Source organism: Bradyrhizobium sp. USDA 3262, from assembly GCF_054060035.1.
Genome location: NZ_JBSSCT010000001.1, coordinates 7,701,268 through 7,725,269, shown reverse-complemented (window position 1 = coordinate 7,725,269; position 24,002 = coordinate 7,701,268). Strand labels below are relative to the sequence as shown.

24 protein-coding genes and 1 pseudogene are annotated in these 24,002 nt (G+C 65.5%); 15 read left to right on the top strand and 10 right to left on the bottom strand.

Annotation, left to right across the window (positions count from 1 at the left end):
- Window positions 1–37 precede the first annotated feature (37 nt).
- Window positions 38–448 (bottom strand): DUF1326 domain-containing protein, encoded by a 411-nt coding sequence (locus ACVWYP_RS36480; RefSeq protein WP_456684274.1) that lies wholly within the window; start codon window positions 446–448, stop codon window positions 38–40.
- A 94-nt stretch (window positions 449–542) separates the two neighbouring features.
- Window positions 543–668: pseudogene (locus ACVWYP_RS36475) on the bottom strand (DUF1326 domain-containing protein); the annotation flags it as partial.
- Between the two features lie 266 nt (window positions 669–934).
- On the opposite strand from ACVWYP_RS36475, the gene ACVWYP_RS36470 reads away from it, so the two are divergent.
- Window positions 935–1,402, top strand: coding sequence for a hypothetical protein (locus ACVWYP_RS36470; protein WP_304496719.1), 468 nt, complete (start codon window positions 935–937; stop codon window positions 1,400–1,402).
- 210 nt (window positions 1,403–1,612) lie between these two features.
- Window positions 1,613–2,770: an MFS transporter gene (locus tag ACVWYP_RS36465; protein WP_439711115.1), complete on the top strand. Its 1,158-nt coding sequence runs from the start codon at window positions 1,613–1,615 to the stop codon at window positions 2,768–2,770.
- Window positions 2,771–2,777: 7 nt separating this feature from the next.
- Here the strand turns inward: ACVWYP_RS36465 and ACVWYP_RS36460 are convergent, their stop codons facing one another.
- Both ACVWYP_RS36460 and ACVWYP_RS36455 read right to left on the bottom strand, forming a co-directional pair.
- On the bottom strand, window positions 2,778–3,182 hold the full coding sequence (locus ACVWYP_RS36460; protein ID WP_304496717.1) for a DUF4864 domain-containing protein: 405 nt from the start codon (window positions 3,180–3,182) through the stop codon (window positions 2,778–2,780).
- A gap of 119 nt (window positions 3,183–3,301) precedes the next feature.
- Window positions 3,302–3,733: a hypothetical protein gene (locus ACVWYP_RS36455; protein ID WP_051447905.1), complete on the bottom strand. Its 432-nt coding sequence runs from the start codon at window positions 3,731–3,733 to the stop codon at window positions 3,302–3,304.
- 139 nt (window positions 3,734–3,872) lie between these two features.
- On the opposite strand from ACVWYP_RS36455, the gene ACVWYP_RS36450 reads away from it, so the two are divergent.
- The gene (locus ACVWYP_RS36450) at window positions 3,873–4,625 is read left to right on the top strand and encodes a helix-turn-helix domain-containing protein (protein WP_439711217.1); all 753 of its coding nucleotides are present in this window, start codon (window positions 3,873–3,875) and stop codon (window positions 4,623–4,625) included.
- A gap of 301 nt (window positions 4,626–4,926) precedes the next feature.
- Here the strand turns inward: ACVWYP_RS36450 and ACVWYP_RS36445 are convergent, their stop codons facing one another.
- Together ACVWYP_RS36445 and ACVWYP_RS36440 are read right to left on the bottom strand one after the other, a co-directional pair.
- A complete protein-coding gene (locus ACVWYP_RS36445; protein WP_304496715.1) occupies window positions 4,927–6,459 on the bottom strand; it encodes a lysozyme inhibitor LprI family protein in 1,533 nt (510 codons plus the stop codon).
- A 67-nt stretch (window positions 6,460–6,526) separates the two neighbouring features.
- Window positions 6,527–7,075, bottom strand: a complete 549-nt coding sequence (locus ACVWYP_RS36440; RefSeq protein ID WP_018273259.1) for a cupin domain-containing protein — start codon at window positions 7,073–7,075, stop codon at window positions 6,527–6,529.
- A gap of 160 nt (window positions 7,076–7,235) precedes the next feature.
- On the opposite strand from ACVWYP_RS36440, the gene ACVWYP_RS36435 reads away from it, so the two are divergent.
- From ACVWYP_RS36435 to ACVWYP_RS36425, 3 genes are all read left to right on the top strand, one after another.
- Window positions 7,236–8,564 (top strand): aspartate aminotransferase family protein, encoded by a 1,329-nt coding sequence (locus tag ACVWYP_RS36435; RefSeq protein WP_304496714.1) that lies wholly within the window; start codon window positions 7,236–7,238, stop codon window positions 8,562–8,564.
- A gap of 106 nt (window positions 8,565–8,670) precedes the next feature.
- A complete protein-coding gene (locus ACVWYP_RS36430; RefSeq protein WP_304496713.1) occupies window positions 8,671–9,936 on the top strand; it encodes a D-amino acid dehydrogenase in 1,266 nt (421 codons plus the stop codon).
- Between the two features lie 155 nt (window positions 9,937–10,091).
- Entirely contained in the window at window positions 10,092–10,538 is a 447-nt protein-coding gene (locus ACVWYP_RS36425) for a GNAT family N-acetyltransferase (protein ID WP_304496712.1), read from the top strand.
- Window positions 10,539–10,586: 48 nt separating this feature from the next.
- Here the strand turns inward: ACVWYP_RS36425 and ACVWYP_RS36420 are convergent, their stop codons facing one another.
- Both ACVWYP_RS36420 and ACVWYP_RS36415 read right to left on the bottom strand, forming a co-directional pair.
- Complete coding sequence (locus ACVWYP_RS36420) at window positions 10,587–13,718, bottom strand: multidrug efflux RND transporter permease subunit (protein WP_304496711.1); 3,132 nt, start codon at window positions 13,716–13,718, stop codon at window positions 10,587–10,589.
- Between the two features lie 390 nt (window positions 13,719–14,108).
- Window positions 14,109–14,312, bottom strand: a complete 204-nt coding sequence (locus ACVWYP_RS36415; RefSeq protein WP_038382835.1) for a hypothetical protein — start codon at window positions 14,310–14,312, stop codon at window positions 14,109–14,111.
- A gap of 158 nt (window positions 14,313–14,470) precedes the next feature.
- On the opposite strand from ACVWYP_RS36415, the gene ACVWYP_RS36410 reads away from it, so the two are divergent.
- The 3 genes from ACVWYP_RS36410 to ACVWYP_RS36400 all read left to right on the top strand — a co-directional run bounded on the left by ACVWYP_RS36410 (window position 14,471) and on the right by ACVWYP_RS36400 (window position 15,860).
- Window positions 14,471–14,812 (top strand): hypothetical protein, encoded by a 342-nt coding sequence (locus ACVWYP_RS36410; RefSeq protein ID WP_304496710.1) that lies wholly within the window; start codon window positions 14,471–14,473, stop codon window positions 14,810–14,812.
- A gap of 379 nt (window positions 14,813–15,191) precedes the next feature.
- Window positions 15,192–15,635: a hypothetical protein gene (locus tag ACVWYP_RS36405; RefSeq protein WP_304496709.1), complete on the top strand. Its 444-nt coding sequence runs from the start codon at window positions 15,192–15,194 to the stop codon at window positions 15,633–15,635.
- Between the two features lie 36 nt (window positions 15,636–15,671).
- A complete protein-coding gene (locus ACVWYP_RS36400) occupies window positions 15,672–15,860 on the top strand; it encodes a hypothetical protein (RefSeq protein WP_304496708.1) in 189 nt (62 codons plus the stop codon).
- Window positions 15,861–15,904: 44 nt separating this feature from the next.
- On the opposite strand, the gene ACVWYP_RS36395 is transcribed toward ACVWYP_RS36400, so the two are convergent.
- Window positions 15,905–16,549, bottom strand: coding sequence for a TetR/AcrR family transcriptional regulator (locus ACVWYP_RS36395; protein ID WP_304496707.1), 645 nt, complete (start codon window positions 16,547–16,549; stop codon window positions 15,905–15,907).
- A gap of 153 nt (window positions 16,550–16,702) precedes the next feature.
- Here ACVWYP_RS36395 and ACVWYP_RS36390 point away from each other — a divergent pair, with 153 nt between their 5' ends.
- Genes ACVWYP_RS36390 through ACVWYP_RS36380 form a run of 3 tightly spaced genes read left to right on the top strand, consistent with a single transcriptional unit; the run spans window position 16,703 to window position 20,514 of the window.
- The gene (locus ACVWYP_RS36390; protein ID WP_304496706.1) at window positions 16,703–17,200 is read left to right on the top strand and encodes a (2Fe-2S)-binding protein; all 498 of its coding nucleotides are present in this window, start codon (window positions 16,703–16,705) and stop codon (window positions 17,198–17,200) included.
- Entirely contained in the window at window positions 17,197–18,243 is a 1,047-nt protein-coding gene (locus ACVWYP_RS36385) for an FAD binding domain-containing protein (protein ID WP_304496705.1), read from the top strand. The genes ACVWYP_RS36390 and ACVWYP_RS36385 overlap by 4 nt, the downstream gene beginning before the upstream one ends.
- Window positions 18,244–18,246: 3 nt before the next feature.
- Window positions 18,247–20,514 carry a xanthine dehydrogenase family protein molybdopterin-binding subunit gene (locus ACVWYP_RS36380; protein WP_304496704.1) on the top strand — a complete coding sequence of 756 codons (2,268 nt, stop codon included), beginning with the start codon at window positions 18,247–18,249 and terminating at the stop codon, window positions 20,512–20,514.
- A 201-nt stretch (window positions 20,515–20,715) separates the two neighbouring features.
- On the opposite strand, the gene ACVWYP_RS36375 is transcribed toward ACVWYP_RS36380, so the two are convergent.
- Window positions 20,716–21,363, bottom strand: coding sequence for a cupin domain-containing protein (locus tag ACVWYP_RS36375; protein WP_304496703.1), 648 nt, complete (start codon window positions 21,361–21,363; stop codon window positions 20,716–20,718).
- A 182-nt stretch (window positions 21,364–21,545) separates the two neighbouring features.
- Here ACVWYP_RS36375 and ACVWYP_RS36370 point away from each other — a divergent pair, with 182 nt between their 5' ends.
- The 3 genes from ACVWYP_RS36370 to ACVWYP_RS36360 all read left to right on the top strand — a co-directional run bounded on the left by ACVWYP_RS36370 (window position 21,546) and on the right by ACVWYP_RS36360 (window position 23,848).
- A complete protein-coding gene (locus ACVWYP_RS36370; protein WP_304496702.1) occupies window positions 21,546–22,313 on the top strand; it encodes an ABC transporter substrate-binding protein in 768 nt (255 codons plus the stop codon).
- 153 nt (window positions 22,314–22,466) lie between these two features.
- The gene (locus ACVWYP_RS36365; RefSeq protein ID WP_028341235.1) at window positions 22,467–23,120 is read left to right on the top strand and encodes an amino acid ABC transporter permease; all 654 of its coding nucleotides are present in this window, start codon (window positions 22,467–22,469) and stop codon (window positions 23,118–23,120) included.
- Window positions 23,117–23,848, top strand: coding sequence for an amino acid ABC transporter ATP-binding protein (locus ACVWYP_RS36360; RefSeq protein WP_304496701.1), 732 nt, complete (start codon window positions 23,117–23,119; stop codon window positions 23,846–23,848). The genes ACVWYP_RS36365 and ACVWYP_RS36360 overlap by 4 nt, the downstream gene beginning before the upstream one ends.
- Window positions 23,849–24,002: the final 154 nt, after the last annotated feature.

The window sequence follows — 24,002 nt, the reverse complement described above, 5'->3', positions numbered from 1 at the left end:
TCCCAGCAGCCGAACGGCCGAACCGCGCCCGGCTGTGTCAGGCCGCGACGCCGTCCGGCGTCTGCACGACGTTGGCGAGCGAGCTGTGCGAGCCCTTGGTCTCGTACTTGATCGCCCCGGTCGAGCGGATGTTGGAGGAGGCCACCTCGGCCCCCCTGTGCTCGAACCCCTCCGGCATCACGACCTGGATGCGATGCGGCGTGCCGGTGACAGGATTCTTGATCGGCTCGACCTCGGTCTCCAGCACGCCCTTGGCGACGAGCTTGGCGACGCGCCCGTTCTTGTCGAAGGAGAACTCGATCGGCACGAACACCGGATCATGGATCTTGGTCACGATCAGGCTGAAGATCTGGAACAGCGTGCCTTCGGCCGAATTCTTGCCGGACAGGATGTTGAACAGCGCTTCGCGCTGTTCCGCCGTGGCGCGCTCGTCGATGATCGGCTGCATCTGCCCGTTGCCCTCGTGCAGCGCGCGCGGGAAAGTCGACGGTTGCCGCGAACACCAGGCCGTCGAGCTTGGTGCTGCCGAAATGCCCCTTGGTGATCCGCATGCCGACCATGCCTTTGCAGGAACCATGCGTCGGCAGCGCATTGAAATCGCAGGGGCAGCCAAATGCACAATTGCAGTTCTTGATCCATTCGCCTTCGAGACGCCAGTCAGAAGCCATGGCAAACCTCCATATGACTGTCGGTGATCAATGCAGGCGCTTCAGAATGCCTTCCGCTTCAAAAAAAACCGGATCAGTTCAAGTAGGCCGGGATCATAGCAGCAACCGGTCCGGCGGTACAGGAAGCGCTGACGCCCGATCGCCCAAACATCGCCGCGGCGGCGCACGGAGGCGCCGATCGGGGAGGGAGGACGGACCGGGATTGAACGTCCAAGCCTCGACGTCAGACGAAATACCGAGCAAGTCGCTTCGTGTCGGGGGATTCCATGACAAGCCAAGGAGACCGTGCGGCGGCAACGACCGGCAAACCCTGGATTGGTGGTTTCGGGGCTGTCGCGGCTGTCACCCTTTCCGTCGCGACGGGTGCTGCCGCAAAGCCTCCGGGCCAGGACGCCGCCATGATGCGCATGCTGGCGTGCGACGGCGAAGGCGTCAGGATGGAGGTCTATCTACCGCTATCGGTTGCATTGGCAGGCCAAGGCCTGCGCGCCGGCCAGACGGTGATCGGCTACTACGCGCTCGACCTGACCGAGGCCAACAAGGGCAAGCCGCTTGAGCCGGTTCGCGTCACGATGAGCGCGGACAAGAAGACGGTGACCGTCGACCAGTACACAAGGGGACTGCCGCCGACACAGATTCCGGTGCGCGGGGGCACGGTCGATTTCGATCAGCGGTTTGCGAAACGCGCCAAATGCGGCCCGTTCCAATCGCAGGACCCGAAATTCGGGAATTGATGCGACGCTAGCCGCGCGAATCCGCCGCGGAGCGTGCCGTTTCAAGGGGCGGCGTCCCCTTGCTGGCGCATGCCTAATCTCTCGGCAATGTGGCTTGACCCGGAGGCAAATGCCGACGAAGTTCCGCCTGCCGTGGTAATTTCTTCTGAATTTTCCCCTGAAGTCGCTACGTTCATTCCCGACTCGCGCCGGGCATGGCTGCGCCTTGTCGTGGCCGTGGTGATCGGCTCGCTCGGCAGCGTCGGCATGTGGTCGGTCGTGGTGGCGCTGCCCGTGGTGCAGACCGACTTCGGTGCGACCCGCGGAACGGCCTCGCTCGCCTTTACCATGGTGATGCTCGGCTTCGGCCTCGGCCAGGTCGTGACCGGAAAGATCAGCGACCGTTACGGCATCGTCGCGGCGATCGGCGCCGGGATCGGCATCCTCGGCCTCGGCTATGTCGGCGCCGGCTACGCGCCGTCGATCTGGGCCTTCATCCTGCTGCATTTTGCCATCGGCCTGTCGTCGGCCGCGACCTTCGGCCCGTTGATGGCGGAGGCATCGCACTGGTTCGAGCGCTACCGCGGTCTCGCGGTCGCGATCGCCGCGAGCGGCAATTACGTCGGCGGTACGGTGTGGCCGCCGCTGGTCAATTTCGGCATGCAGAGTGTCGGCTGGCGTACCACCCATATTGCAATCGGCATCTTCACCGCGATCGCGATGCTGCTGGCACTCATGGTGCTGCGGGTGTTGATGGGCGCGGCGACCAGGCGCAGCCATGTCAACGCGGCACCGCCGCGGGTCGACCTCAAGCTTTCCACCAACGCGCTGACCGCGATCCTGTCGCTCGCGTCGATTTCCTGCTGCGTGGCAATGTCGATGCCGCAGGTCCATATCGTCGCCTATTGCGGCGATCTCGGCTACGGCGTGGCGCGCGGCGCCGAGATGCTGTCGCTGATGCTGGGCTTCGGCATCATCAGCCGGATCGGTTCAGGCTTCCTCGCCGACCGCATCGGCGGCATCCGCACGCTCCTGATCGGCGCGGTCGCGCAGGGTGCGGCGCTGCTGTTCTATCTGTTCTTCGACAGCCTGACCTCGCTCTACATCATCTCGGCGATGTTCGGCCTGTTTCAGGGCGGCATCGTGCCGAGCTACGCGATCATCGTGCGCGAGGCGATGCCGGCGTCGGAGGCCGCGACGCGGATCGGCATCGTGATCTTCGCCTCGGTGTTCGGCATGTCCTTTGGCGGCTGGATCTCGGGTGTGATCTTCGACGCCACCGGCTCCTACGCCGCCGCCTTCGCCAACGGCCTCGCCTGGAACCTGCTCAATGTCAGCATCATCCTGCTGCTCATGATGCGGGCGCGGCAGCGGCTGGCGCTGGCGTAATTCGCGATCACACCGACTGGCCGGCCTTGAGCAATGAGCAGCCGGTGATCTTCAGGCTGCCGTCGGCCTGCCGCTCCAGCGTGTAGAGCGCCTCCCATGCCTCGCCATTGGCGTCGACGATATGGACGCGCTGCGCGATCCGGTCGCCGTCGCTGCGCGCCTCGCCGAACTCGAAGCTTCTGTGCCGATAGACCGGCGCGTATTGGTTCTGCACCATCGACATGAAGATGTCGGCTTGCGGAAAGATCTGCCGGATCGCGGGCGCGGCATGCGAATAGGCCGCCGCGGCGTCGTCGCGGCCGAACGCCTGCTCCTGCGCGCGGATCACGGCCTGCGCGGCGCCGACGTCGTCGGCCGCTGCGGGAACGAGCGAGCCGAGCAGAATAGCGACGAACATCAGGATGATGCGCATGCGGTGGCACCGTCGACAGTCGGACCTTCCAGCGCCGCAAGGCTACTCCCGCACGACCACGGCGGCAACGGAGCAGGGCGCCTTCGGCGGCTGGCTCCGAACGATCGAGCGGCGCGATGTCAGTTGACGCGCCGACGGTGCCGCAGCGCCTCGGCAGTCGGGCATCCGGCGTGCCGCGCATGACGCGTTGCGAACGGCTGCTCGATGGTGACGATCTGGCAACCGTATTGCGCCGAAACCTCGGCGATGACGTTCGACACCGCGTCGTCGATCCGCGAGCCGGGCAGATGCGCGACGATCAGGTCGCCGATGCTGAGCCGCTTGCGGACGCGCAGGTCGTTGTCGATGCGGTAACTGAACAGGGCATGGATTACGCCGCGGCGATCGCGGATCGCGATCAGCCCGGTATCGGGCGAACTGCCGCGGCAGCGCCGGCGCACGAACCGCAGCCACTGATCCGTGGTAATACTGGCGTCATGCATGAACACCAGCGGATAGGCCACGATCGCATGCTGATGGTCGATCGGAAGTGCCTGGAATTGCTCGTTCATCGCCGGATTCCCAGATGATGGCGAAACTGCTGGGGAAAGCGCGGCGCAGCATTGATCTGCATCAATGCCGTTGGCGGTTGATCCAGATCAAATCGGGGTTGATAGTGTGAAGCACCTAACCATGCGGACCCTCGAAGCCATGAGCATTGCCGAGCCACTGCAGGATTCGTGTGCCGGCGCGACGCGTTCCGACTGCAGGCACGGCCACGCCACGAATGGCTGCGAGGACTGCAAGGTCAGGTTGTTCAGCGTCTGCGCTGCGCTGGAGCCGTCCGAACTCGAGGAGCTCGACCGGATCAGCCAGGCAAAGCTGGTTCCGGCGCGAACGACGCTGTTCGAGCAGAGTGCGCCGGCGGGGAGCGTGTTCAATGTCACCGACGGCGTCGTGCGGCTCTACAAATCATTGCCCGACGGCCGCCGTCAGATCGTGGGTTTCGCGCTGCCGGGCGACTTCCTCGGACTTGCGCTGCAGGACCGCTACGGCGTCACCGCGGAGGCGGTCAACGAGGTCGCGGTTTGCCGTTTCGTGCGATCGGCGTTCCTCGCCTATGTCGACGGCAAGCCGCATCTACTGCGCCGCCTGCATGAGTTCGCGGGGCACGAGTTGAGCCTGGCGCAGGACCAGATGTTGCTGCTCGGACGGCGCAGTGCCGAGGAAAAGATCGCTGCATTCTTGCTCAACATGCAGGCGCGATACGCCCGGATCGGAAGCGTGTCCGTCACCGTGCCGCTGCCGATGAGCCGGCAGGACATCGCCGACTATCTCGGTCTCACCATCGAGACGGTGAGCCGTACGCTGACCCGCCTTGCGCGCGAGAAGGCGGTGTTGATCGTGCCCGATGGCGTGCGGCTGCTCGACCTCGAACGGCTCAAGTTGAGCGGCGCGAGCTGACGCTCCGGCGTCGGCTTTTGATCCAGCACAAGGCGATACGCGCGCAGGCGCGTTAGGTCTCTGCATCATATGCAGGAGACGACCCATGCCTCTCGACACCATCCTCGTCATGATCGCGGTCACAGCAATGTTCGCCACCATTGCCGCCGTTATTGCGTGGGGCGACCGGCAGACGCGCGATCTGTGATACTGTCGTGTGATCAGAGCCTTTTCGTTCCGATTGAATCGGAACGGGTCTCTGGATTGTTGCCTTGACGCGTTTTCGTCACGCGAACCGGTATCCTCTTCGCCTGACGACGCTCTATCTGATCGAGCCCTTGAAATTATCGATGTCCGGCGAGAGCCGGGCGGGAAACAGCCGCGCGGTCGAGGAATTGTCGAGCCGGCGCTTGCATTTCGCTTCGTCGGCGTCCTTGTTCTCGGCGCCGCCCTTGTTCGAGTAGCGCTTCTTCGCGAACAAATCGTCCTGCCGGTTGACGATCAGCATGGCGTGATCGCGCTCGAGCGTGTCCGGGTTCTTGCGCTGCTCGTCGGAGCGGAACGTGCCGCCGACGATCTTGCCCGTCATCTCGTAGTCGCAGCCGGCCTTCCAGTCGCTCTGGTCCCACTTCCATCCGGTCGTCTTCACGGCGCCGTTGCTCTCGGTGGTGATCTTGATGATGGCGTTATGGGCGAGCCAGATGCCGGCAAGCCCGTCGCGCTTGTCGTCAAAGCCGTCGAGCAGCGCCAGGCGTTCGCGCTGTAATCCGTCGACGTGGTCGCGGGCATCGACGGTGAAGTGAACCTGGGAGCTCTGCTTGTTCCAGGCCGGGTGCAGGAATTCAGGATATTGCTGCGCCTGGCTCTTCACCCAGCTGCGCTGGTCGTCGATCAGCGCGCGCCGCGTCGCCTCGTCGAGGTGCGGCTGCAACGCCTTCCAGGCGCGGTTCAGCCGCCGGTCGTTGTCGGCCAGATCAGGATCGGCGCAGATTTCCTCGTCCGTCGCCGTCTCCGGCCTGGTGCAGTCGAAGGTCGGGACGACGAAGGCGGTGTCCGCACTGTCGGATGCCGTATCCTTGCCGGCGGCAAAATAGCTGCCGGTGACCTGCCACATCGACGAGCAGTCGGCGAGGCCGTCCCATTCCTCGTCGTCGATGGTGCCGACGATCCGCAAGGTCTCGCCCTGGCGGCGGAGTTTTAGTGACGGCGGCTTGGCGGGAGCGGCCGCTGCGTCGGCTTTCGGCTTGTCGGCCGCTGTGTCCGTATTGACTGCCACGGTGCCGGCGAGCCAGCCACTCCCCGAAGGCTTCAGGTCGGCGGTGAGCTTGCAGCTTCGCCGCCGGTCGCCGCCATAGTCGCCGCGCAGATCGGCGGCGAGGCGATAGGCGCCGCCGTCGGCCGGCGTCAGCGTGAGGCTGCCGAAGGCATTGACCCAGTTGCCGGCGAAGCCGGAACGGCCGGATGCCATTCCCTCAAGCGCGGCGGCGCGGCGCCGCAGGGCTTGCGCAAAACTCTCCTTCAATTCGTCCGCGTCGCTATCGGCCAGCACCTCGGCGGCGTCGATGATCATCTCGTTGAACCAGGCCTGGTCGCGCTTCAAGAGCGGCTTGATGTTCGCCGGCATCTTGCCGAGCGCCGCGTCGAACGCCCGGTCGATCTGCGTCACCAGCCTGTCGGTGCCGGCCTTCCTGCAGTCCGCGGTCCTGATCGTGCTGTCGCCGCTATCGCCGCACAGCCTGATCGCGGTCGGCGCGCTGCTCGACGCCCGCAGATCATCGTCCATCGCAACGGACGGGCCGGACGCAAGGACCGCGATGGCCGCGACGGCGGCCGCAAGCCGTGGAGAGCAAGGCATCGACGTCACCCGCGCGGCCGCGCCATGCGGCCCCTGCGGCTTGGGTCGCCCGCCGCGCGCGCCGGGTTCAAAATGTCGGCGGCGTGCAGGCGGAGATCACCTCGCACGGCTTGGCGCCGATGCAGCGGAAGCGGTGCGGGCGGCGGCTTTCGAAGTAATAGGCGTCGCCGGCGTTGAGCACCCGCCGCTCGTCGTCGACCGTGACCTCGAGCCGGCCCGAGACCACGATGCCGCCTTCCTCGCCCTCATGCACCAGCGGCACCCGGCCGGTGTCGCTGCCGGGCTCGTAGCGCTCTTTGAGGATCTGCAACGCCCGGCCGAACAGACTGTCGCCGATTTGCAGGTAGGAGATCGGCTTCTTGCCGATCTCGGTCAGCTCGTCGGCGCGATAGAACGCCTTGCGCGGCCGCTCCGGCTCGATCGCGAAGAATTCGGCGAGCCCCATCGGAATCCCGTCGAGGATGCGCTTGAGGGCGCCGACCGACGGGTTCATCTGGTTGGATTCGATCAGCGAAATCGTCGAATTGGTCACGCCGGAGCGCTTGGCGAGCTCGCGCTGCGACAGCTTGTGCCGCGCGCGGATGAATCGAAGCCGACCGCCGATGTCGACGCTCATGACAGTTCCTTTGGCAAATCCCTGTTGCAGGTGTTGCGGATCGAACAAATCTTGGCAGAGCGCCTCAACAAGATCAATGGCTTGCGGTGCGGCAGAAAAGGACTTGTTGAGTGCCTGGAAGAGTGGTCCGACTAGCATCAGTCAGCAATGGAGCGCCGCCGTGACCGTTCATCAGATTCCGAACACCATCAAGACCGACTCGTTCTGGATGCCATTCACGGCCAATCGGCAGTTCAAGAAGGCGCCGCGGCTGTTCTCCTCCGCCAAGGGCATGTACTACACCTCGGTCGACGGCCGGCAGGTGATCGACGGCTCCGCCGGTCTGTGGTGCGTCAACGCCGGCCACGGCCGCCCGCAGATCGCGGCCGCTGTCGAGCGGCAGCTGTCGACGCTGGACTTCGCGCCCTCGTTCAACATGGGCCACCCACTGGCGTTCGATTTCGCCGAGCGGCTCGCCGAGATCGCCCCGAAGGGGCTGGATCGCGTCTTCTTCACCAATTCGGGGTCTGAATCGGTCGATACCGCGCTGAAGATCGCGCTGGCCTATCACCGCGCCGCCGGCCAGCCGACCCGCACCCGTTTGATCGGCCGCGAGCGCGGCTATCACGGCGTCGGCTTCGGCGGCATGTCGGTCGGCGGCATGGTCGCCAACCGACGCCAGTTCGCGACCCATCTGCCCGGCGTCGACCACATCCGTCATACTCATGATCTCGCCCGCAACGCCTTCGCCAAGGACCAGCCGGAGCACGGTGCCGAGCTCGCCGACGATGTCGAGCGGATGGTGGCGCTGCATGGCGCCGACACCATCGCGGCCGTGATCGTCGAGCCGGTGCCGGGTTCGACCGCGGTGCTGCCGGCGCCGAAGGGCTATCTGCAGCGGCTGCGCGAGCTCTGCACCAAGCACGGCATCCTCCTGATCTTCGACGAGGTCATCACCGGCTTCGGCCGCCTCGGCACCCCGTTCGCCGCCAACTTCTACGGCGTGACGCCCGACATGATGACGACCGCGAAGGGCATCACCAACGGCACCGTGCCGTGCGGCGCGGTGTTCACCAACCGCCAGATCCACGACGGGCTGATGGTTGGCCCGGACAACGCCATGGAGCTGTTCCACGGCTACACCTATTCGGCGCATCCGGTGGCCTGCGCGGCGGGTCTTGCCACGCTCGACATCTACAAGGACGAAGCTCTGCTGACCCGCGGCGCCTCGCTCGCCGACTACTGGCGCGATGCCCTGCATTCGCTGAAGGGCCTGCCGAACGTGGTCGACATCCGCAACCAGGGCCTGATGGGCGCGGTCGAAGTCGCGCCGCGCGATGGTGCCGTCGGCGCGCGCGGCTACGACATCATGGTCGATTGCTTCAACCGCGGCCTCTACTTCCGTATGAGCGGTGACTCGCTGGCGTTGTCGCCGCCCCTGATCGTCGAGAAGTCGCACATCGACGACATCGTCTCGATCCTCGGCGACTCCATCAAGCGCGTGGCCTGATAATTGCTAGCTATATCTTAGCTGGCTCTACAAATTGCTGTCGCCGTTGCGGAGCAGAGTGGTTTCGCAGCGGCGATTGCGTTTTCGCTGCAGGATGTGAGGAAAAGTGAAGGTCCTTGTTCTCGGCAGTGGCGTGATCGGCGTCACCTCCGCCTATTACCTTGCGCGCGCCGGCCACGAGGTGACGGTGATCGACCGTCAGCCGAAGCCCGCGCTGGAAACCTCCTTTGCCAATGCCGGAGAAGTGTCGCCGGGATACTCATCGCCCTGGGCCGGCCCCGGCGTGCCGGTCAAGGCGGTGAAATGGCTGTTGATGAAGCACGGTCCGCTGGTGATCCGCCCCAAGCTCGATCCCGTGATGTGGCTCTGGCTCTTGAAGATGCTGCGCAACTGCACGACGGCGCGCTACGCGGTGAACAAGAGCCGGATGATCCCGATCGCGGAATACAGCCGCGACTGCCTGCAGGCGCTGCGCAGCGAGATCGGCATCCGCTATGACGAGCGTGCGCGCGGCACGCTGCAGCTGTTTCGCGAGCAGGCCCAGCTCGATCACACCGGCGACGATATCGCGGTGCTGAAGCAGTACGGCGTGCCGTTCGAGGTGCTGGGCCGCGAGGGCTGCATCGCCGCCGAGCCCGCGCTGGCCGGCGTGAAGGAAAAGTTCGCCGGCGGGCTGCGGCTGCCGTATGACGAGACCGGCGACTGCCACATGTTCACGCAGGCCTTGGCGCTGGAAGCCGAGAAGCTCGGCGTGCGCTTCAAGTTCAATGTCGGCATCGACGGGCTGAATGCGGACACGACCCGGATCACCGGCGTCGCGACCAGCGCCGGAATGATGACGGCGGATGCCTATGTGCTGGCGCTCGGCAGCTATTCGCCGATCCTGCTGCGGCCGCTCGGCATCTCGCTGCCGGTCTATCCGGTCAAGGGCTATTCGATCACCGTTCCGATCAAGGACGCGTCCGGCGCGCCTGAATCGACCGTGATGGACGAGAGCTACAAGGTCGCGATCACGCGGCTCGGCGATCGCATCCGCGTCGGCGGCACCGCCGAGATCTCGGGCTATTCGACCAAACTCTACGCCGCGCGGCGCGCGACGCTGGATCACTCGCTGACCGACCTGTTTCCGCGCGGCGGCGACCTGCCCAAGGCCACCTTCTGGTGCGGGCTGCGCCCGATGACGCCGGACGGCCCGCCGGTGATCGGCGCCACGCGCTTTGCCAATCTCCACCTCAACACCGGCCACGGCACGCTGGGCTGGACGATGGCCTGCGGCTCCGGCCGGGTGCTGGCCGACATGCTCTCCGGCAAGCAGCCCGAGATCGACACCAAGGAGCTGTCGATCAAACGCTACGATGTCAGGTTCGGCTAGCTCGTTTCGAGCGAAGTTTCGTAGCCCGGATGAGCGCAAGCGATATCCGGGTCTTTATCCCGCATGTCGCTTTCGCTCATGCGGGCTACGCGGCTTCGGTTCTGATTCAATCAGAACCGAGAATGCTCTAGCGACTTGATCGAAGGAACGCGCCAATGCCGATGCAGCGGATGCCTACCGAATACGAGATATCAGCCGATCCGCACCGCCTGGACGTCGAGGTCATTCACACGTTTCTGGCGAAGGATAGCTATTGGGCGCGGGGCATTCCGAGATCGACCGTGCAGCGGGCGATCGAGAATTCGCTCTGCTTTGGCGTCTATCATGGCGCCGCACAGGTTGGCTTTGCGCGCATCGTCACCGACAGGTCGACCTTCGCATTGCTTGCCGACGTGTTCATCCTCGGGGCGCATCGCGGCAAGGGGCTGTCCAAATGGCTGATGCGTTGCGTTGTCGAGCATGAAGACCTGCAGGGCCTGAGGCGCTTCCTGCTCGCAACCTCGGATGCCCATGGATTGTATCGTCAATTCGGGTTCGAGGCGCTCGGCAACCCGTCGCGCTTCATGGAGATCGTCCGGCCGGATATCTACCGCTCGGCTTGACCGCCTCGCCAGGGCGGTCGCGATCGCGGGGTCGAGGCCGCTCCGGGGCTATTCGGCGGCGTTCTTCACGGGCGGTTCGACATCGTTGTCTCGCTTCGTTGCCGTCCAGTTCGACAGCGCATTCGAGAATCGGTCGAGATAGAGATACACGACCGGCGTCGTGAACAACGTGAGCGCCTGGCTCACGATCAGGCCGCCGACCATCGCATAGCCGAGCGGTTGACGGATTTCCGATCCCGTTCCGGTGCCCAGCATCAGCGGGACGCCGCCGAGCAGCGCCGCCATCGTCGTCATCATGATCGGGCGGAAGCGCAGCAGGGCCGCTTTCCGGATCGATTCACGCGGCGACAGATGCTCCTCGCGTTCGGCGGCGATCGCGAAGTCGACCATCATGATGCCGTTCTTCTTCACGATCCCGATCAGGAGGATGATGCCGATCAGCGCGATCAGGCTGAAATCGAACCCGAACGCCATCAGGATCGCCAGCGCGCCGACCCCGGCCGATGGCAGCGTGGACAGGATCGTCAGCGGATGGATGTAGCTTTCATAGAGCACGCCGAGGATCAGGTAGACCACGACCAGCGCGGCCAGGATCAGCAGCGGCACCGAGCTCAGTGATTGCTGGAAGGCCTGCGCGGTGCCCTGGAAACTCGAGCTGAGCGTGGCTGGAGCACCGAGATCGGCGACGGCGTTCTGGATCGCATCGGTGGCCTGGCCGAGCGCCACCCCTTGCGCGAGGTTGAAGCTGATCGTGGTCGCAGGAAACTGTCCCTGGTGCGCGATCGCGAGCGGGCGCACCGGAATCGTGGTCCACTTGCAGAACACGGAGAGCGGCACCTCGTCCCCCGTGGTCGGCGACTTGATGTAGAGCTTGTTGAGCGTGTCGAGCTTGCCCTGCAATTCGGGGAGAATCTCCAGGATGACGTGATAGCTGTTGAGCTGGGTGAAGTATTGGGTCACCTGGCGCTGGCCGAACGCGTCGTACAGCGTGTCGTCGATCAGTTGCGGCTGGATGCCGAAGCGCGACGCGGTGTCGCGATCGATGGTCAGCGTCAGCGTCGTTCCCTCGGTCTGCTGGTCGGTGGCGACGTCGCGCAGTTCCGGCAGCGTCTTCATCCTGGCCAGAATCTTCGGCGCCCATTCGTTCAGCTCGTCGAGCTTGGCGTCCTGCAGCGTGTATTCGAACTGCGTCCGCGTCGCGCGGCCGCCCAGCCGGACGTCCTGGGACGCCTGCATGTAGAGGCGTGCTCCCTCGACCGCCTCGAGCTTCGGCCGCAGCCGCGCGATGATCTGCTGCGCGCTCGCGTCGCGCTCCTCGCGCGGCTTCAGCGTGATGTACATGCGACCCGAATTCAGCGCGGTGCCGCCACCGCCGATGAACTCGGCCATGCTCTCCACCGCGGGATCGGCCCGAACGATCCTGCTGAGTTCTTCCTGATGCCGCTCCATGTCGGCGAAAGAGATATCCTGGGCCATCTCCGACACGGCGTTGAGGAAGCCGTTGTCCTGTTGCGGGAAGAATCCCTTCGGAATGATCACGAACAGATAGACCGACAGAGCGAGCGTCGCGAAGAAAATGCAGAGCGTGGTCCGGCTCCAGCTCAGCGCCAGGTCGAGGCCCCGTTGATAGCCACGCAGCATCCTGTCGAATGCCGCCTCGCTCCATAGGTAGAGCCGACCGTGTCTGGTTTCGCCACGCGCGCGCAGGAAGCGCGATGCCATCATCGGCGTCAGCGTCAGCGACACCACCAGGGAGACGAAGATCGCCATCGCCAGGGTCACCGCAAACTCGCGGAACAGCCGGCCGATTACGCCACCCATCAGCAGCAGCGGGATCAGCACCGCGACCAATGAAATGCTGATCGACAGGATCGTAAACCCGATCTCGCCGGCGCCCTGCAGCGCCGCGGCGAGCGGCCGCGCGCCCTGCTCGACGTATCGCGTGATGTTTTCCAGCATCACGATGGCGTCGTCGACCACGAAGCCGACGGCGATCGTCAGCGCCATCAGCGAAAGGTTGTCGAGCGTGTAGCCGAACACCCACATCAGCGCGCAGGCGCCGAGCAGCGCGAGCGGCACGGTCACGGCGGGAATCACCGTGGCCCAGAAGCTGCGCAGGAACAGGAAGATCACCATGACGACCAGAACGATGGTGATGAGCAGCGTGATCTGCACGTCCTCGACCGCGGCGCGGATGGTCAATGTTCGGTCGCTGATGATCTTGATCTTGATGGCGGGTGGAATGGCGGCAACCAGCCTTGGAAGCTGCTCCTTGATCCTGTCGACCGTTCCGATCACGTTGGCGCCGGGTTGCTTGAAGATGACGAGGAACACACCGCGTTTGCCGTCCGCCCAGGCGACCCGCTTCATGTCCTCCGGCCCGGCGACGGCCTGGCCGATGTCGCGAATCCGCAACGGGCCGCCGTTGCGATAGGCGATGATCACGTCATTCCAGTCCTTGGCATCCAGCAGCTGATCGTTGGCGTAGATCGTGTAGGCACGGCTCGTGCCGTCGATGTTGCCCTTCGGGCTGTCAACCGTCGTGATCGCGATCTGGCTGCGGATATCTTCCAGCGAGAGCCCCTTGGCGACCAGCTTGGCGGGATCGATCTGCACGCGAATCGAAGGCTTCTGCTGCCCGCCGATGAACACCTGGGCGACGCCCGAAATCTGACTGATCTGCTGCCCGAGCTGGGCGTCGACCGCATCGCTCACGGTGATGAGCGGCAGGGTGTCCGAGGTCGCCGAGAGCAGCAGGATCGGCGAGTCCGCCGGGTTGACCTTGCGATAGGTCGGCGGCGTCGGCAGGTTCTTGGGCAACTGACCGCCTGCGGCATTGATCGCCGCCTGAATGTCGTTGGCGGCGCCGTCGATGCTGCGGTTCAGATCAAACTGAATGGTGACTGCGGTCGACCCGAGCGAACTCGTCGAGGTCATCTGGGCAATGCCCGGAATCTGCGCGAATTGCCGCTCCAGCGGCTGCGCAACCGAGGAAGCCATGGTTTCGGGGCTGGCGCCGGGCAGACTTGCGGAGATCTGGATGGTCGGAAAGTCGACTTGCGGCAGCGGCGCAACCGGCAGCAGTGGGTAGGCGACCATGCCGACGAACAGAATGCCGGCCATCAGCAGCGAGGTGCCGATCGGGTAGCGGATAAACCGAGATGAAATGCTCTCGTTCATTTCTGCGATCCAAATGAACGGCAGGCGCATCTTTTCCCGATGGTCGGGAGTCGTCCTCGAAAGCTCGAGCGCGAACGCGCGTTTTCCTCGCCATGGCCAGTCGGCAGATCGCGGAGTTTGCCTCCGCGTCTACCTGTTTTTTGCCAGCATAATCATTCCGGAGCACGGCGCGCGAATGGAAACGTCGGATCGCGCATTCGACGTTCGTTCAATGGCCGGAATTCGCGTGTCGTTATCGCCGTTTGGGAAGCGTCAAAGATGTCCCTGGCGTGGAATATATCGTGGGACGACATATTATTGCGCGCCCGGTTGGCTCGACGCCACCAGGTGCGTCATGATCATTCACGCACGGCTTCGGGCTGTTCGGTGCAACTTGCTCGTGCAACGGTCCTAGGCGATGTCGAACTCGTCCTGCATCGCCGTGACGGTGGCGCGAAGCTCTCTTTCCTTTGCCTCATCCAGCGCGGTCTCGCGCGTGCCGCCGAGATCCCAGCTCGGCGTATAGCCCTTGAGCCGGATCAGCTTCAGGCCTGTGACACCGGACCGTCTTTCCAGTTCGGCCGTGATCTCGTGCTGCATCTGAAGTGTCTTCATGCGGGGAGCACCTCCCGGACGTTCGTTCTCCGGCCTAACAAGGCCGGCCAGTTCAAGTTCCTCGCGCCGCGCGGAACGCCGCTCCATCCCGCGGCGATGGCTTAGGAACGCCCGCCTTGCGGAACACGTTGCTCGTCCGAACCAGGAAAGGATTTCACATGAAGAAACTGGCAACGATCGGTCTCGCTGCGGCGATGATGCTGTCGACTTCGTTCGCCTTCGCGCAGGGTGGCGGGGGCGGCGGCGCCGCTGGCGGATCGGCGGGCGGCGCGAGCGCGGGGACGGGCAGTTCGGATACGGGAACCGGTACCGGAGGCACCACCGGCATGGGCCAGGGCTCGGGAATGAGCAATCCGCCCGGCAGCACGACCGGCAACATGAACAACCCGGGCACCTCGACGCCGAATTACTCGACCGACCCCAACAACAACTCGGCGACAGGGACCGGGACGTCGAACCTGCCCGGCAACAACAGCGGAACGCGGACCAATCCGCGATGATCGCGAAAGCCCCGCCTGGTGCGGGACTTTTTTGCAGGCCCGAGCCACGAAAAGCCCGGCACAATGGCCGGGCTGAATCGCAAATATGAACAGATATGTATGTACCAGGCTTGGCAATGCGGCGATCTAACCGAATGCCGATCTGATCGTCTGTGCACTTTAGCACACTGGCGCGGCCTCCTTGTTCAACTCACGCCTCGTCATCGGCCGCCGCCATCGCATCCGGCCGCGGGCTTATGCGGCTCATATGCCGCGGAGCCTGCGGCGCTCTCGAATTCATATCCCGCCCTGAAGATATTGATCCCGATGCAAGCGCTCCCGCGGACGCCAGGCCGAGGCTCGGCCGGACGCGCGTGAGCGAACGGGAACAGGTGATGTCATGTCTTCGCTTCAGATTGCTACCGGCGACCGGATCATCGAGCCGATGATCGCGCTTGCCGGCTGCACGACGCAACAGCGTATCGTCGTGGCCGGCATGCGGAGCATGGAATTGATGTTCGAACTGCAGCGGCGCGGCTATGCGCGCGCGGCGGCGTCGGGCAATTGCGGCCGCCCGGCCGGTCAGTACGACGTTGCGCTGGTCGATTGGCGGCGGCGTACGCTTCTCGCGCTCGAGCCGGCGCTGGACTGGTTGACGAATGTCCTCAGCGCCCGCGCGGTGCTGGTGGTGTGGGTCGATGCACAGAAGGCCCCGGCCAACCAAAGCCTGCGGGCGTCGCTGGAGCGGCGCGGCTTCGTCGTCGAGCAGGGCATCGTGCATCAATGCGGCTGCGCGCTGTCGGCGCGGCGGTCGCAAGCCCATCCGCTGCAGCTGGCGGCGTGACGCGCTGAACGCGGCTTATCGCGAAGGGAAACCGCCATGTCCAAGGTGCGACGCGCCGTGATCCGCGAATGGATGTTGCTGGTGCGCGAGAAGCGGCAATCCAGCGAGCAGGCGGCCGCCTTTGCAAGAGCGGCGCTGCAGCGGCACGACCTGCCGCGCAGCAGCCGGCGAACGCCGCACGCGATCATTATGCGTTGGCTGCTGCCACGGACCGGACGTCCTTGAGCGGCTGTCGCCGCTTCGCTCACCGCGGGCTACGATGGCTACGGTCAGCGCGACGGCTTTGGGTTGGCTTTCTTCGCAGGCTTTGCCGTTGTGCCGACCGGCTGCACCCGCAAGCCGTCCACGAATACATCCAACAGCCTGAGCGCGGTGGTCTGCCAGCCGGGCTGGTCGTGCATGTAGCACATGCCGATCAGCGCGCGCAGCACGTCCTCGGCGCTGATGTCGTTGCGGATCGCGCCGGCAGCGACCGCGCGCGCGAGCAGGGTGCCGATCGCCTTGGTCAGGCGGTCGAACGAATAGGCATGCAATTCGGTCGAGCCGTGCGCGACCAGCGCCAGTGCCGCGACCATGCCCTTCTTGGTGGCGACGAATTCCACATTCGCGCGCAGCCAGCGCCGTAGCGCCTCGACCGGCTCGGGCGCGCATTGCAGTTGCTCGGCAAGGTCGCCGAGTTGCTCGACCTCGCGGCGATAGACCGCCTCATAGAGCGCCTCGCGGGTCGGGAAGTGGCGATACAGCGTGCCGATGCCGACGCCGGCATGGCGCGCCACCGCCTCGAGGCTCGCCTCGCTGCCGCCGGCCGAGAACACGGCCTTGGCCGCTTCCAGCACGCGCTCGCGATTGCGCACGGCGTCGGCGCGTGGCTTGCGTGCAATTTCTGGTGATCGACCGGCCATTAGTTTTTTCATCGGCTTTTTCTTTTCACCCTCCCTTGTAAACGGAGGATGCCTCCGTATATGGCGACCAGCACCGGGCCTGACAAGGCGCGCCGATCCTGCATCGGCGGCCACGGGCTTCCGTTGCCTCGATTCAACCCGACCATACACGGATCGGAGCCCTGCATGAATCTCCCACTCAGTCTCACCATCAACGGTGTCCGCCGGGAAATTGTCCTCGACGACCCCCGCCTGACCCTGCTCGACCTGTTGCGCGAGCGCCTCGATCTCACCGGCACCAAGAAGGGATGCGACCGCGGCCAGTGCGGCGCGTGCACCGTCCTGGTCGACGGCCGCCGCATCAATTCCTGCCTCGCGCTTGCCGTCAGCCACGACGGCGCCGAGATCACAACCATCGAAGGCATCGCGCGCGGCGACCAGCTGCATCCGGTGCAGGCCGCCTTCATCGCCCATGACGGCTTCCAGTGCGGCTTCTGCACGCCGGGCCAGATCATGAGCGGCATCGGCCTGATCCAGGAAGGTCAGGCCGGCGACGATCCGGAGCGCGTGCGCGAATGCATGAGCGGCAATCTGTGCCGCTGCGGGGCCTATCAAGGAATCACCGAGGCCGTGCTCGAGGCGCAGGCCGACATCAACGCGACCAAGCAGAGGCGCTCCGCATGATGAACTTCGATTATGTCAGGCCGGCCAGCGTCGCGGACGCGATCGCGGCGGCATCCGAAAAGGGCGCGAGCTATCTCGCCTCCGGCACCAATCTGCTCGATCTGATGAAGGGCGGCGTCAGTCGGCCGAGCCTTCTCGTCGACGTCACGCGTCTGCCGGGGCTCGACCGCATCGAGCATCTGGCCGACGGCGGCCTGCGGATCGGCGCGCTGGTGCGCAATGCCGATCTCGCGCATGACACCGGGTTCGCGCGCAACTATCCGGCGGTCGCCGAGGCGTTGCTGTCGGGCGCGTCCGCCCAGCTGCGCAATGCTGCGACCGTCGGCGGCAATCTGATGCAGCGAACGCGCTGCGCCTATTTCTACGACGCGGGCAGCGCCTGCAACCGGCGCTGGCCGGGCGCCGGCTGCGACGCCCTGAAGGGCGAGAACCGCCTGCACGCGGTGCTTGGCTGGAGCGAGGGCTGCATCGCGACCCATCCGTCGGATTTCTGCGTGCCGCTGGTCGCGTTCGACGCCGTCGTCGAGATCGAGGGCAAGACCGGCCGGCGCGAGCTGCCGCTCGAGGCGCTGCACCGTCTGCCGGGCGAGACGCCGGAGCGCGAGACCGCGCTGGAGCGCGGCGACCTGATCGTCGCGCTGCGGCTGCCAGCCGAAGCGCAAGGCTTCTCCGGGCATGCCCGCTACATCAAGGTGCGCGAGCGCACGTCCTATGCGTTCGCCGTGGTCTCGGCTGCGGCCGGCTTGCGCATCGAGGATGGAAAAATCCGCGAGGCGCGGCTTGCGCTCGGCGGCGTCGCGGCAAAGCCGTGGCGGGCGCGCGAGGCCGAACAGGTGCTCGCGGGCGCCGCGCCGGATGCGGCTAGCTATCGCGAGGCAGCGCGCGCGGCGCTCGCGGGCGCAAAACCGTCCGGCGACAACGCCTTCAAGATCGAGCTCGCGCAGCGCATCGTCGTGCGCGCGCTCACCCTTGCTGCCGCAGGCACGCCGGATCGCATTCCCGCGCTGCCGGGCTCTCCCTTCTCATCCGTTGCAGGAGCGTAACGCATGACGGCTGAACTCAATCTGACCCGCGACCCCGCCCACCTCAGGCACGGCTCGAATATCGGCCAGCCGCTGACCCGCACCGACGGCACGCTGAAGGTGACCGGCAAGGCCCGCTATGCCGCCGACAATCATCCGCCCGGCATGGTCTATGCCGTGATCGCGACCAGCTGCATCGCGCGCGGCCGCGTCACCGCGCTCGACGTCGCCGCCGCCAGGCGCCACCCCGGCGTCATCGACGTGATGACGCCGGCGCACAAGCCGGAGCTCGCGGAGGACCCGGACGCCAAGGGCAATCCGTTCGCCTTCCGCATGGAGCTCCTGCAGAGCGACGAGGTGCGCTACGCCAACCAGGCGATCGCGGTCGTGATCGCCGAGACGCTGGAGGCCGCCACGGAAGGCGCCGCACTGCTCTCGCCGCGCTACCAGGTCGAGATCGCGCGTGTCGGCCTCGACGCCGGCGAAGCCTATGCGCCGCCGGTGGTCGGCATCGGCAATCCCGCCGAGGTCCGCCATGGCGATATCGATGCGGGCCTTGCCGCGGCATCGAAGCGGATCGACGCAACTTACGAGACGCCGGCGCAGTATCACAACGCGATGGAGCCGCACGCGATCGTCGCGGTGTGGGACGGCGATCGCCTGTTCCTCGATACGCCGAGCCAGGGCATGGCGATGGCGCAGATGCGGATCGGCGGCCTGTTCGGCATTCCGCCCGGCAACATCCACATCAACAGCCCGTTCCTGGGCGGCGGCTTCGGCTCCAAGGGCCTGGTCTCCGGGCCGCAGGTGCTCGGCATCATGGCGGCGAAGCTGGTCGGGCGTCCGGTCAAGCTGGTGCTGCGGCGGAGCCAGATGTACGGCCCGGTCGGCCATCGTCCGCAGACCCGCCAGCGCATCCGGATCGGCACTGGTGACGACGGCCTGCTGACCGCGCTCGATCACGAGGCGCGCGTCACGACGTCGAGCTTCGACGATTTCTACGAGCCGGCGGCCGACGCCTCGCATACGCTCTATGCGAGCCCGGCGATCCGCACCGCGCATGAGGCGGTACGTGTCGACACCGGCACGCCGCTGTTCATGCGCGCGCCGGGCGAGGCCACCGGATCAATCGCGCTGGAAAGCGCGATCGACGAGGCGGCGTTCGCCTGCGGCATCGATCCCCTGGAATTCCGGCTGAAGAACTACGCCGAGGTCGAGCCGACCACCGGCAAGCCGTTTTCCTCCAAGGCGCTGCGGCAGTGCTACGCCAAGGCCGCCGAACGTTTCGGCTGGGCAGGGCGTCAGCTACAGCCAAGGCAGATGCGCGACGAGAACGGCTTTCTGGTCGGATGGGGCATGGGCACCGCGACCTTCCCGGCGCTGATGTTCCAGGGCAATGCGCGCGCCGTGATCCGCGCCGACGGACGCGGCGTGATGGAGAGCGGCGCGCATGACATGGGGCAGGGCGCCTGGACTGCGCTCACGCAGATCTCGGCCGACGCGCTCGCGCTCGACCTCGAGCAGATCTCGTTCCTGTCGGGCACGTCGGACCTGCCGGATGCCGGCATCGCCGGCGGCTCGGCGCACACTGCAACGGTCGGTGCTGCGATCCACAATGCCGGTGCGGCTGTGATCGCAAAACTCGCCGAGCTTGCGACCTCCGATGAGCGCTCGCCGCTGTTCGGCGCCGGCAATGCCGGCGTGGTGGCGCGGGCCGGGCGGCTCCATCGCCGCGACGATGACGCGCGCAGCGAAAGCTACGCCGAGATCCTGGCGCGCGCCGGCGTTGCCGAGGTCGAGGCCTCCGGCACGGGTGCGGCCGATCCGGCGGCGCAATCGCAATATGCGATGCATGCGCATGGCGCTGTCTTTGCCGAGGTGAAGGTCGATCCGGATCTCGGCCAGATCCGCGCCACGCGGCTGGTCGGCGCGTTCGCCGCAGGGCGCATCATCAATCCGTTGATGGTGCAGAGCCAGCTGCGCGGCGGCATGATCTGGGGCCTTTCCTTCGCGCTGCACGAGGAGGCGGTGATGGACAAGAGGTCCGGCCGCATCCTGAACGCGAACCTTGCCGAGTATCATGTGCCCGTGAATGCCGACGTGCCGCCGATGGAGGTGATCACGGTCGACGAGCACGATCCCCATGTGAACCCGCTCGGCATCAAGGGCGTCGGTGAGATCGGCATCACCGGCAGCGCAGGCGCCGTCGCCAACGCCGTCTTCCACGCCACCGGCATCCGCGTGCGGAAATTCCCGGTCAAGATCGAGGAAGTGGTGATGGGGCTGAGGTGATGCGTCTTGACGTGAGGGCTCCGTAATAGCAAGTGTCGTCCCGGCGAAAGCCGGGACCCATAACCACAGGGTCGTGTTGTTTTAAGAAGGCTACGGCCCCAGCGTCGCGCAATAACTCCCATTAGTGGTAATGGGTCCCGGCCTTCGCCGGGACGACGCAGGATGGCCTTCGCCGGGACGACGAGTGGAGAGAGCGGTGCCTCACCCCGCCGCCGTCACGCAGTTCACCCACAGCACCACGGCTTTCGCGTCGCGCGCCGGGTTGGAAAAGCGGTGCGGGCGGCGGCTGGCGAAGCGGAAACTGTCGCCCTGCTTCAGCGTCCAGGTCTCGGTGTCCACCGTCAGCGTCATCTCGCCCTGGAGCACGAGGCCGGCCTCTTCGCCGTCATGCGTATAGAACTCGTCGCCGGTGTTGCCGCCGGGCTCGAGATGCACCAGGAACAGATTGAGCCGGCTCTCGCTGCCGGCGGGGCTTAGCAACTGCTTTGAGATCCCGGTGCGCCACAGCTTCAGCTCGGCGCGCTGCACCTCGCGGGTCACGACGCCGCTGGCGCCGTCATCCTTCGGCGTCGCGCCGAACAGCGCGGCGATGCCGACGCCGAGCACGTCGGCCAGTGTCGCCAGCACGCGCAGCGAGGGCGACGACAGGCCGCGCTCGATCTGGCTGATGAAGCCGATCGACAGATCGGTGCGTGCGGCAACCACCTCCAGCGACATCTCCTTGCTGCGGCGCAGGTCGCGGATGCGGCGTCCGACCGCGAGATCCATCGCGGGCTCGGCCGGCTTGCTGGCCGGCTTTCTGGCGGCGCGGCGTGCCGTTGCGGGCTTCGCTGCCGCGCCTTTACGCATTCTCTTGCCGCCGCTCACGTCAATCCGCTTCCTTCATGTGCATGAAAACCGCTTGCATTGACCGCGGTTTCGTGACCACAATTTCATATTGGTGAAAATAGGCCGGAACGGCGTCGCCCGCAACCAAAAGCGCGAAACGCGCGGACGATGCGGCGCCAGGGCCAGCTTCGGGAGGTGTTGCGATGTCGTTTCAGCGTCTCGTCCAGGCCGCGGTGGCGGCGCTTGCCCTTGCCTTGAGCGCGCCGTCAGGGGCGCAGCAGGTGCTCAAGGTCGGCTCGACCCCGACCGGCATTCCCTTCACCTTCCTCGACACCAAGACCAATTCGATCCAGGGCATCATGGTCGATCTCGCCACCGAGATCGGCAAGGATGCCGGCTTTACCGTGCAGATCGAGCCGATGCAGTTCTCGGCGCTGATTCCCTCGCTGACCGCAAACAAGATCGACATCATTGCCGCCGCGATGTTCGCCACCGCCGCGCGCAAGGAGGTGATCGACTTCTCCGAGCCGGTCTACACCTATGGCGAGGGCCTCGTGGTGCCGAAGGCCGACACCAAGGCCTATGCCTCGCAGGAGGATCTGAAGGGCACCGTGGTCGGTGCCCAGGTCGGCACTGCCTTTGTCGACGCGCTGAAGAAGACCGGGCTGTTCAGCGAGGTCAAGGTCTACGATACCATTCCCGACATCCTGCGCGACGTGAATGCGGGCCGTCTCAAGGCCGGCTTCGCCGACTATCCGATCCTCGCCTACAATCTGCAGCAGGGCAATTTCGCCGACGTTCGGCTGGTCGACGGCTACAAGCCGGTCACCGTCGGCACGGTCGCGATCGGCGTCCGCAAGAGCGACACCGAGCTGCTCGCAAAGATCAACGCCTCGCTCGGGAAGCTGAAGGCCAACGGCACGATCGCGAAGATTCTTGAGAAATGGGGCCAGAAGGCCAACGCGTCGTGACAGCGCGATCCGTCATCCTGAGGAGCGCGTAGCGCGTCTCGAAGGATGCACGGCCCGGCTGGTGGCCGTCGACCCTTCGAGACGCGCTACGCGCTCCTCAGGGTGACGGGAACAATATTCGAGCGTGTGTCGGGACTGGATATGTTTGAGCCGATGCAAAAATTCTTCCATGACGCCGTCGAGTTCGTGCCGATCCTGCTGCAGGGGGTCTGGCTGACCATCGTCGTCACCGTCGGCTCGCTCGTCCTTTCGACCGTGCTCGGGCTGGTGTGGGCCTTGATGCGGGTGTCCGGGATCGGCTTCCTGGTCGGCCTCAGCGCCTCGCTGATCAACGTGATCCGCGGCATCCCGATCATCGTGCTGCTGTTCTACATCTATTTCGTGATGCCCGATTTCGGCATCGCGCTATCGGCGCTGCAGGCCGCGATCATCGGGCTCGGCATCGCCTATTCGGCCTATCAGGCGGAAAATTTCCGCGCCGGCATCGAGGCGATCGACAAGGGGCAGATCGAGGCGGCGCAGACCATCGGGATGGGCTGGTGGCTCACCATGCGCCGCGTGGTGCTGCCGCAGGCGGTCAGGATCATCCTGCCGCCCTACGGCAACATCATGATCATGATGCTGAAGGATTCCTCGCAGGCGTCCACCATCACGGTCGCCGAACTGGCGCTGCAGGGCAAGCTGATCGCCTCCTCGACCTTCAAGAACACCAGCGTGTTCACGCTGGTGGCGCTGATGTACCTCACCATGAGCATTCCGCTCATCCTGCTGGTTCGGCACTTCGAGAACAAGGCGAACCGCAAATGATCGAGCTCCGCGACATCCACAAGAGTTTTGGCAAGGTCGAGGTGCTGAAGGGCATCACCGCCTCCGTCGCGAAGAGCGAGGTAGTCTGCATCATCGGCCCGTCCGGCTCCGGCAAGTCGACCATCCTGCGCTGCATCAACGGGCTCGAGAGCTACGATCGCGGCGAGATCAGCGTCGAGGGTGCGCGCGTCGACAGCAACGACCGCTCGATCGTGGCGATCCGCACCCAAGTCTCGATGGTGTTCCAGCGTTTCAACCTGTTTCCGCACCGCACCGCGCTCGAGAACGTCATCGAGGGGCCGCTTTATGTGAAGAGGGAGCCGCGCGAGCAGGCGGTCGCCCGCGGCCGCGCGCTGCTCGCGCAGGTCGGGCTCGCCGACAAGGCCGAGGTGCATCCGCCAAAACTCTCCGGCGGCCAGCAGCAGCGCGTCGCGATCGCGCGGGCGCTGGCGATGCAGCCGAAGGCGATCCTGTTCGACGAGCCGACCTCCGCGCTCGATCCGGAGCTGGTCGGCGAGGTGCTGTCGGTGATGCGCAAGCTCGCCGACGATGGCATGACCATGGTTGTCGTCACCCATGAAATGGGCTTTGCCCGCGACGTCGCCGACCGCGTGCTGTTTATCGACGGCGGCGTCATCGTCGAGCAGGGCGCCGCCAAATCCGTCCTCAACCAACCCCAGCACCCGCGCACCCAGGATTTCCTGCGCCGCGTGCTGCATCCGCTGTGATCGGTTCATGATGCCGCTTGGTCAGGCCGTTTCAGCATCGACGGTCCACCTCTCCCCTTGTGGGAGAGGTCGGATTGCATCGTTGGATGCAATCCGGGTGAGGGGTTGCGCTCTCTCGTGGGACCTGAACCCCTCACCCGGCGCTGCGCGCCGA